Source organism: Streptomyces sp. NPDC028910, assembly GCF_055564955.1.
Genome location: NZ_JBVHVF010000020.1, coordinates 138975 through 147552 on the forward strand (window position 1 = coordinate 138975; position 8578 = coordinate 147552).

5 protein-coding genes, 1 pseudogene and 1 riboswitch are annotated in these 8578 nt (G+C 73.5%); of the genes and pseudogenes, 2 read left to right on the forward strand and 4 right to left on the reverse strand.

The window, feature by feature from the left end; translation table 11 throughout:
• Window positions 1-9: 9 nt before the first annotated feature.
• The 3 genes from ACZ4TV_RS23840 to cobG are packed head-to-tail and all read right to left on the reverse strand — an operon-like array spanning window position 10 to window position 3523.
• Window positions 10-1515, reverse strand: a complete 1506-nt coding sequence (locus ACZ4TV_RS23840; RefSeq protein ID WP_468136804.1) for a precorrin-2 C(20)-methyltransferase — start codon at window positions 1513-1515, stop codon at window positions 10-12.
• Window positions 1512-2159: a precorrin-8X methylmutase gene (locus tag ACZ4TV_RS23845; protein ID WP_468136806.1), complete on the reverse strand. Its 648-nt coding sequence runs from the start codon at window positions 2157-2159 to the stop codon at window positions 1512-1514. Before ACZ4TV_RS23845 ends, ACZ4TV_RS23840 begins: the two co-directional genes overlap by 4 nt.
• Complete coding sequence (gene cobG, locus ACZ4TV_RS23850; RefSeq protein ID WP_468136808.1) at window positions 2156-3523, reverse strand: precorrin-3B synthase; 1368 nt, start codon at window positions 3521-3523, stop codon at window positions 2156-2158. The genes ACZ4TV_RS23845 and cobG overlap by 4 nt, the downstream gene beginning before the upstream one ends.
• A gap of 486 nt (window positions 3524-4009) precedes the next feature.
• A riboswitch (cobalamin riboswitch) is annotated at window positions 4010-4114 on the forward strand.
• A gap of 53 nt (window positions 4115-4167) precedes the next feature.
• Here cobG and cobN point away from each other — a divergent pair.
• Complete coding sequence (gene cobN, locus ACZ4TV_RS23855) at window positions 4168-7800, forward strand: cobaltochelatase subunit CobN (RefSeq protein WP_468136809.1); 3633 nt, start codon at window positions 4168-4170, stop codon at window positions 7798-7800.
• A gap of 168 nt (window positions 7801-7968) precedes the next feature.
• Here cobN and ACZ4TV_RS23860 read toward each other — a convergent pair whose 3' ends face one another.
• Window positions 7969-8190, reverse strand: a complete 222-nt coding sequence (locus ACZ4TV_RS23860; RefSeq protein WP_468136811.1) for a hypothetical protein — start codon at window positions 8188-8190, stop codon at window positions 7969-7971.
• Between the two features lie 252 nt (window positions 8191-8442).
• On the opposite strand from ACZ4TV_RS23860, the pseudogene ACZ4TV_RS23865 reads away from it, so the two are divergent.
• A pseudogene (locus ACZ4TV_RS23865) lies at window positions 8443-8578 on the forward strand (IS630 family transposase); the annotation flags it as partial.

Sequence of the window (8578 nt, forward strand, 5' to 3'; positions counted from 1 at the left end):
GGAGCCGGGTTACGGGTACCGGCGCGGCGTCCACGTGATCCTCGACCCGTCGGCCCGCTCGGTGACCTGGGTCTGCGAGGAGCCGATCAGCAGGATGGTCCGCATGTCCACCTCGGACGGCTCCAGTTCGGCGAGCGTGACGATCCGCACCGACTGCTCCGGGCCGCCCACGTCGCGCGCGACGACCACCGGGGTCCCGGGCGCGCGCAGCTCCAGCAGCAGCTCGCGGGCCTGCGCCACCTGCCATGTCCGGCTGCGCGAGCCGGGGTTGTAGAGGGCGAGCACCAGGTCGGCCGAGGCGGCCGCGCGCAGCCGCTCCGCGATGACCTCCCACGGCTTGAGCCGGTCCGAGAGGGAGATGGTGGCGTAGTCGTGGCCGAGCGGGGCGCCGGCGGCGGCGGCCGCCGCGTTGGCCGCGGTCACGCCCGGCAGGACCCGTACGGGCACGTCCTTGTACTCCGCCTGCCCGGCCACTTCGAGGACCGCCGTGGCCATGGCGAAGACGCCCGGGTCGCCCCCGGAGACGACGGCCACCCGCTTCCCGCGCCGGGCGAGGTCGAGGGCGAACTCGGCGCGCTCCGACTCCACCTTGTTGTCGGAGCCGTGCCGGATCTGGCCAGGCTTCACGGGAACCCGGTCCAGGTACGTCGTGTAGCCGACCAGCACCTCGGCGTCGGCCAGCGCGCGCCGGGTCTGCGGGGTGAGCCACAGCGGGCCCGCCGGGCCGGTGCCGACGACCACGACCTCGCCGGGGCCGGACGGCACGCTGCCCGGGTTGCCGATCCGGCTGGGGACCACGGCGACGGCGAAGTAGGGCACGCTCTCCGGGTCGGTATCGGCCAGCGATCCGGTGCGCTCGCCGGCCATGGTGGCGCGCTCGACGTAGCGGGCCTCGGCGAGCCGGCCGCTGTTCTCCATCGCGCCCCGTACGGCGGGGAAGGTCCGGCCGAGCTTCATCACGACCGCCGAGTCGGTGGCGGCGAGGCGGGCGGTGAGTTCCTCTTCGGGCAGGGTGCCGGGGAGGATGGTCAGGACCTCCTCACCCTCCACGAGCGGCGTGCCGAGCCGGGCGGCGGCGGCGCTCACCGAGGTGACGCCGGGGATGACCTCGGTCTCGTACCGGTGCGCGAGCCGCTTGTGCATGTGCATGTACGAGCTGTAGAAGAGCGGGTCGCCCTCCGCCAGCACCGCGACGGTCCGGCCGGCGTCCAGGTGGGCGGCCAGGCGGGCGGCGGCGGACTCGTAGAACTCCTCCATCGCGCCCTGGTAGCCCCCGGGATGGTCGGTGGTCTCGGTGGTGACCGGGTAGACCAGCGGTTCCTCCACGTGGTCCGCGCGCAGGTGCTTCGCGGCGATCGAGCGGGCGATGGACCGCCCGTGCCGGGCGCTGTGGTAAGCGACGACGTCCGCCTCGCCTATCACCTCGACGGCCCGCAGGGTCATCAGGTTCGGGTCGCCGGGCCCGAGCCCGACCCCGTAGAGGCGGCCCTTGGCCCGGGTGGTGGCGGTGCTCATTCGGCCACGCTCGCAATGGCGTTGACGGCGGCCGCGGCGATGGCGCTGCCGCCCCGCCGGCCGCGCACGATCAGGTGGTCGAGCCCCGAGGGGTGGGCGGCGAGGGCGTCCTTGGACTCGGCGGCGCCGATGAAGCCGACGGGGACGCCGATGACGGCGGCCGGGCGCGGGGCGCCCTCATCGATCATCTCCAGCAGGCGGAACAGCGCGGTGGGCGCGTTGCCGACGGCGATCACCGAGCCCTCCAACAGCCCGCGGTCGCGCCAGACTTCGAGGGCGGCGGCGCTGCGCGTGGTGCCCATCTTCGCGGCGAGGTCGGGCACGGCCGGGTCGGAGAGGGTGCAGATCACGTCGTTGCCGGCGGGCAGCCGCTTGCGGGTGACCCCGCTGGCGACCATCTGTACGTCGCACAGGATCGGCGCACCCGCCTCCAGCGCGGCGCGGGCCCGCAGCACCACCTCGGGCGTGTAACCGAGGTCCTGCGGCAGGTCGGTCATTCCGCAGGCGTGGATCATGCGCACCGCGACCTGGGCGACCGAGGCGGGCAGCCCGGAGAGGTCCGCCTCGGCGCGGATCGTGGCAAAGGACTGGCGGTAGATCGCGGCGCCGTCCTTCTCGTACTCGAACACGGTGTACTCGCTCATTTCTGCACTGCGTCTTCGGGCTGTGCGTCTTCAAGAACCGGGAGGTTGTCAGTTACGTGATCTGCGTGCGGTGTGCTCCGTGCGTGCGGTGCGTTGCGTGCGTCGGCAAGGGCACGGGCGAGCGAATGGTCGGGTACGCCGTGTCGCGCGTCGCGGCCTTCGACGTGCAGGGCGTATCCGGCGGGGGTGGCGACCAGGTCCACCCAGGCGGCGCCGCGCGGGTGCCCGCACCGCCGCTCGCATCCGGACCAGTGGACGGCCAGCGGCCCCCGGGCCCGTTCCATGACGGCTTGCGCGTCGGCGCGTACGTCGGCGAGTGCCTTGGCGCAACCGGGCTTGCCGGTACAGGCGGTGACGGACCGCCAGGGACTGTCGGGCGCGGCGACCAGCCCTGCTTCGGCGAGCGCGGCGAGCGCGCCCGCGGCCGCATCGGCCGGCAGGCCGGGGACGACGACGCCCCGCCAGGGAGTCAGGCGGACCCGGCCCGTGAGGTCGGCCAGCTGACGCCACTGCGCGGTGGTCAGCCGCCCGAGGGGCGCGAGCACGCAGAGCGCGGAGGTGTCGGCGGTGCCGGGCACGATGCCGGGCTCGGGCGGCTGTCCGGGCCGCGGTGGCGGTGCGGTCGCGGGGGTCGCACCGATCCCCGCAGCGGCCAGCCGAGCGGCCAACCCCACACCCAGGAGGGCGTGTTGGGGGGGCAACTCGGCCACCCGCCAGGCCTTGGTCCCGGCGTCCCGTACGGCGTCGAGAAAGCACTCGGCGGCCGTCAGGGCGGCCCGGGGAGCGTCCTGCGCGGAGACGAGAACCGCTTCCCGCGGGTCCCCCGCCCACAGCAGGGCCCGGTCGGCGCCGTGTGCGGTGAGGTTCACGTCCGCCGCGAGCGAGGTCACGTCACCGCGGCCGTCGTCGAGGGCGAAGAGGAAACGCCCGGAGAGCCCGGCCGCCGCCTCGCTCGCGCACAGCAGCCGGTCCAGCTCCGGCACCCAGGGCGACACATCGGGCAGCCCCCGCCGGTCGAGGCCGGTCAGCGGCGAGGCAACGATGTTGCGGACCCGCTCGTGCGTGGGCGCGGGCAGCAGTCCAGCGCCCGCCAACAGCTCGGCCAGTTCCCCGCCGCAGCTCTCGCCGAGGCCGCGCAGCTGCACGTTGCCGCGCGAGGTGAGGTCGACATGGCCGTCGCCGAGCCGGTCGGCGACATCGGCCACCACCCGGGCCGCGGCGCCGCCGAGCAGCCCACCCGGTATCCGGACCCGCGCCAGGAACCCGTCGTCCGCCGCGTGCAACCGCAGCGCACCGGGGCAGGCGTCACCGCGCTCCCGTATGACGGGTTCGTCCCGCGATGCGGCGGAAGGGGGCTGGGGCATGGCGGCGAGCATACCCACGATTCCCCTCCCCCGACCTGTGTCCGTCGCCACCCCCACCAGCACTCGAGGCCCGGGCCCCTGCCAATCCAGCCCCGCCGGCGTTCGAGGCGCGGGCCCCGGGGCAGAGCCCCGCCCACCCAGCTCAACCCGACCCCACCCAACCCAGCCCGAGCCCATCCAGCCCAGCCCGAGCCCACCCAGCCCAGCCCGAGCTCATCCAACTCACCCCGGCCAAATCCAGCCCCGCCGGCGTTTGAGGCGCGGGGCCCGGGGCAGAGCCCCGGCAGCGGCGCCGCACCCGACAACGCGCCAGCCCCGGCACCCACCCCGCCCAAGCCCAAGCCCAAGCCCAGGCCGGCGCAGCCCCGGCACCCACCCCGCCCAAGCCCAAGCCCAGGCCGGCGCAGCGCCCCGACCCCACCCCGCCCGAGCCAGCGCAGCGCCCCCGCCCCTAAGATGACCCCCGGCGGACCACACGGCCCGCCGTCGCCGAGGACGGCGACATGGGAGGAAGCCCGGTGCGATTCCGGCGCGGTCCCGCCACTGTGAACCCCGCGGAGCGATCCCGCGACCGGGGTGAGTCAGGAACTCCCGCTGTCCTCACTGCCCGGGGCGCGGAAACCCCGAGGAAGGCCTGCCGCCGCATGATCCTGCTGCTGTCGACGTCCGACACCGATCTGCTCAGCGCCCGCGCCGCGAACACGGCGGACGGCCCCGTCCCGTACCGGTTCGCGAACCCCTCCCGCCTTCCCCTCGACGACCTCCCCGGCCTCCTCGACGGAGTCGACCTGGTCGTCGTACGGCTCCTCGGCGGCCTGCGCGCCTGGCAGGACGGCCTCGACCTGCTCCTGGCCCCCGCCCAGACCCGCCCGGTCGTCGTCCTGACCGGCGAACAGGCCCCGGACGCCCAGCTGATGGAGGCCTCCACGGTCCCGATCGGCATCGCGGCCGAGGCGCACGGCTACCTCGCGCACGGCGGCCCGGCCAACCTCGACCAGCTGGCCCGCTTCCTGTCGGACACCGTGCTGCTCACCGGCCACGGCTTCGAGCCGCCCGCCGCCGCCCCCACCTGGGGCCCCCTGGAGCGCACCGCGCCAGAGACCACGCCGCCGCGGACCACCGGCCCCAAGGTCGCCGTGCTCTACTACCGCGCCCACCAGATGAGCGGCAACACCGCCTTCGTGCACACCCTCTGCGAGGCCATCGAGGCCCACGGCGCCCAACCGCTCCCCCTCTACGTCTCCTCCCTCCGCACCCCGGAACCGGGGCTCCTCCAGGCACTGGAGTCCGCGGACGCGATCGTCACCACCGTCCTCGCCGCCGGCGGCACCCGCCCCGCCACCGCCTCGGCGGGCGGTGACGACGAGTCCTGGGACGCGGGCGCGCTCGCCGCGCTCGGCGTGCCGATCCTCCAGGCCCTGTGCCTGACCGGCTCCCGCAGCAACTGGGAGGAGAACGACGAGGGTCTGTCCCCCCTCGACGCCGCCACCCAGGTCGCCGTGCCCGAGTTCGACGGCCGCCTGATCACCGTCCCGTTCTCCTTCAAGGAGCTCGACGAGGACGGCCTGCCCGCCTACGTGGCCGACCCCGAGCGGGCCGCCCGGGTCGCGGGGATCGCCGTACGCCACGCCCGCCTGCGCCACATCGAGCGCCGCGACAAGAGGATCGCCCTCGTCCTCTCCGCGTACCCCACGAAGCACTCCCGCATCGGCAACGCGGTCGGCCTGGACACCCCGGCCAGCGCGGTGGAACTCCTGCGCACCCTCATCGCCGAGGGCTACGACTTCGGCCCCGTCCCGGAGATCCCCGGCCTCGTCTCCGGTGACGGCGACGAGCTGATCCGCGCCCTGATCGAGGCCGGCGGCCACGACCAGGACTGGCTGACCGAGGAGCAGCTGGCCCGCAACCCGGTCCGCATCCCGGCCGCCGACTACAAGCGCTGGTTCGCCGAACTCCCCGCCGACCTCCGCGCGAGCGTCGAGGAGCACTGGGGCGAAGCCCCCGGCACCATGTTCGTCGACACGTCGGCCAACCCCGAGGGCGACATCGTCCTGGCGGCCCTGCGCCGCGGGAACCTCCTGATCCTCATCCAGCCGCCGCGCGGCTTCGGCGAGAACCCGATCGCGATCTACCACGACCCCGATCTGCCGCCCTCGCACCACTACCTGGCCGCGTACCGCTGGATCCAGGCCCGCGCGGAGGACGGCGGCTTCGGCGCCGACGCGATGATCCACCTGGGCAAGCACGGGAACCTGGAGTGGCTGCCGGGCAAGAACGCGGGCCTGTCCGCCTCCTGCGCCCCGGACGCCGCCCTGGGCGACCTCCCCCTCATCTACCCCTTCCTGGTCAACGACCCGGGCGAGGGCACCCAGGCCAAGCGCCGCGTGCACGCCACCCTCGTCGACCACCTGGTGCCGCCCATGGCCCGCGCGGAGTCGTACGGGGACATCGCGCGCCTGGAGCAGCACCTGGACGAGTACGCCCAGATCTCCGCCATGGACCCGGCGAAGCTGCCGGCCATCCGCGCGCAGATCTGGACCCTGATCCAGGCGGCGAAGCTCGACCACGACCTGGGCCTCGAAGAGCGCCCGGACGACGAGGGCTTCGACGACTTCCTCCTCCACGTCGACGGCTGGCTGTGCGAGGTCAAGGACGCCCAGATCCGCGACGGCCTGCACGTCCTGGGCGGCGCGCCGACCGGCCCGGCCCGGGTCAACCTGGTCCTCGCCATCCTGCGCGCCCGTCAGATCTGGGGCGGTACGACGGCCCTGCCCGGCCTGCGCGAGGCGCTCGGCCTCGACGAGTCCGCGGCCACCCGTACCTCGGCGGACGCCGTCGAGGAGACGGCCCGCGCCCTGGTCCAGGCGATGGAGGACGCGAACTGGGACCCGTCGGCCGTCGCTTCGGTCGCGTCGGCGTACTCCGCGGACGTCACCGCGGTACTGGACTTCGCCGCCCGGGAGGTGGTCCCCCGCCTGGCCGGCACGGTGGACGAGATCGCCCACGTGGTCGCCGCCCTGGACGGCCGGTTCGTGCCCGCCGGCCCCTCGGGCTCGCCCCTGCGCGGCCTGGTCAACGTCCTTCCGACGGGCCGCAACTTCTACTCGGTCGACCCCAAGGCCGTCCCCTCCCGCCTCGCGTGGGAAACCGGCCAGGCCCTGGCCGACTCCCTCCTCACCCGCTACCGCACGGACAACGGCGCATGGCCCGCCTCCGTCGGTCTGTCCCTGTGGGGCACGAGCGCGATGCGCACCTCGGGCGACGACGTGGCGGAGGCGCTGTCGCTGCTCGGCGTCCGCCCGGTCTGGGACGAGGCCTCGCGCCGCGTCACCGGCCTCGAAGCGATCCCGCTCGCCGAGCTCGGCCGCCCGCGCATCGATGTGACGCTGCGCATCTCGGGCTTCTTCCGCGACGCGTTCCCGCACGTGATCGGCCTCCTGGACGACGCGGTCCGCCTGGCGGCGTCCCTCGACGAGCCCGCCTCGGAGAACTACGTCCGCGCCCACGCCCAGGCGGATCTGGCGCTCCACGGCGACGAACGCCGCGCGACGACCCGTATCTTCGGCTCGCGCCCGGGTACGTACGGCGCCGGCATCCTCCAGCTGATCGACTCCCGCGACTGGCGTACGGACGCCGACCTCGCGGAGGTCTACACGGTGTGGGGCGGGTACGCGTACGGCCGCGGCCTGGAGGGCCGCCCCGCGCGCGACGAGATGGAAACGGCCTACAAGCGCATCACGGTGGCCGCGAAGAACACCGACACCCGCGAGCACGACATCGCGGACTCGGACGACTACTTCCAGTACCACGGCGGCATGGTGGCCACGGTCCGCGCCCTGCGCGGCACGGCCCCGGAGGCGTACATCGGCGACTCCACGCGCCCCGAAACGGTCAAGACCCGCACCCTGGTGGAAGAGACCAGCCGGGTCTTCCGTGCCCGCGTCGTGAACCCCAAGTGGATCGAGGCGATGCGCCGCCACGGCTACAAGGGCGCCTTCGAACTCGCGGCCACCGTCGACTACCTCTTCGGCTACGACGCCACGACGGGCGTGGTAGCGGACTGGATGTACGACAAACTCACGGAAACCTACGTCCTGGACCCGGAGAACCGCGCCTTCCTGGAGGAGGCCAACCCCTGGGCCCTGCACGGCATCGCGGAGCGCCTGCTCGAAGCCGAATCGCGCGGCATGTGGGAAAAGCCGGACCCGCAGATCCTCGAAGCCCTCCGCCAGGTCTACCTGGACACGGAGGGCAACCTGGAGGGCGAAGCGGAGTAACTCCCCGGGCCTCCGCGACGAAGGCCGTCCTCCTCACCCTCCCAGGGCGAGGAGGCCGGCCTTTTCCACAGCCGAGTCCGCGAACCCCGAGTACGCGAACGAGACCGCCCGGCGACCGCACGTCCCACCCGGACCGCGCGCCGGTCGCCGGTCGCCGCCTGATCCTCCCTAGACCTTGGCGATCTGGTTCAGCCCGACGAGCGCCTTCGCCCACCGCACGTACTTCAGCTGCCCGAAGTCGGCGACGGTCCTGACCCTGAACGCCTCCCGCAACAGCTCGCCGTCCTTGTCACTGACGCCCTTGAGCGCGGCCACAGGAGCCGCGAGCACCTCGGAGAGGGACTTGTCGACCAACGCCTTGTCGAGCACCTGGTCCAGATCGATCGCCATGAGTGTCCTCCTGGAACGCCGGAACCGAATATCGGGGCAAACCTGAACCAATCAGATAATCACTCCACACTCCGACACCCCGAACCTCCTGCGACCACCGGAGTGAGACCCCGGTCGACCCGCTTCACGCTCTTCCTCCGCCACACCATCGCTGCAGTGGCCGAGTTCCCCGGCGCACGCTCGCTTACTGAGATTGAACTCGTGGTGTCGTAGGGGCTGATGGCGGATCGTTGGCTGCGGTATCACCGGGGCATGCGGTATCCACAAGGGGGCGGGCTGACCGCCGAACGTCAGCAGTTTCGCGAGGGATTACGGCTTCAGGCGGCGGAGCGGTTCGCTCGGGGTGAGGCCAGTGCGGTGATCGCGAAGGACCTGCGGGTAAGTGTCC

What these genes read in the sequence shown, in the direction of transcription:
- ACZ4TV_RS23840 (WP_468136804.1), bottom strand. Translation starts at nt 1,515, where the DNA reads ATGAGCACCGCCACCACCCGGGCCAAGGGCCGCCTCTACGGGGTCGGG.
- ACZ4TV_RS23845 (WP_468136806.1), bottom strand. Translation starts at nt 2,159, where the DNA reads ATGAGCGAGTACACCGTGTTCGAGTACGAGAAGGACGGCGCCGCGATC.
- cobG (WP_468136808.1), bottom strand. Translation starts at nt 3,523, where the DNA reads ATGCCCCAGCCCCCTTCCGCCGCATCGCGGGACGAACCCGTCATACGG.
- cobN (WP_468136809.1), top strand. Translation starts at nt 4,168, where the DNA reads ATGATCCTGCTGCTGTCGACGTCCGACACCGATCTGCTCAGCGCCCGC.
- ACZ4TV_RS23860 (WP_468136811.1), bottom strand. Translation starts at nt 8,190, where the DNA reads ATGGCGATCGATCTGGACCAGGTGCTCGACAAGGCGTTGGTCGACAAG.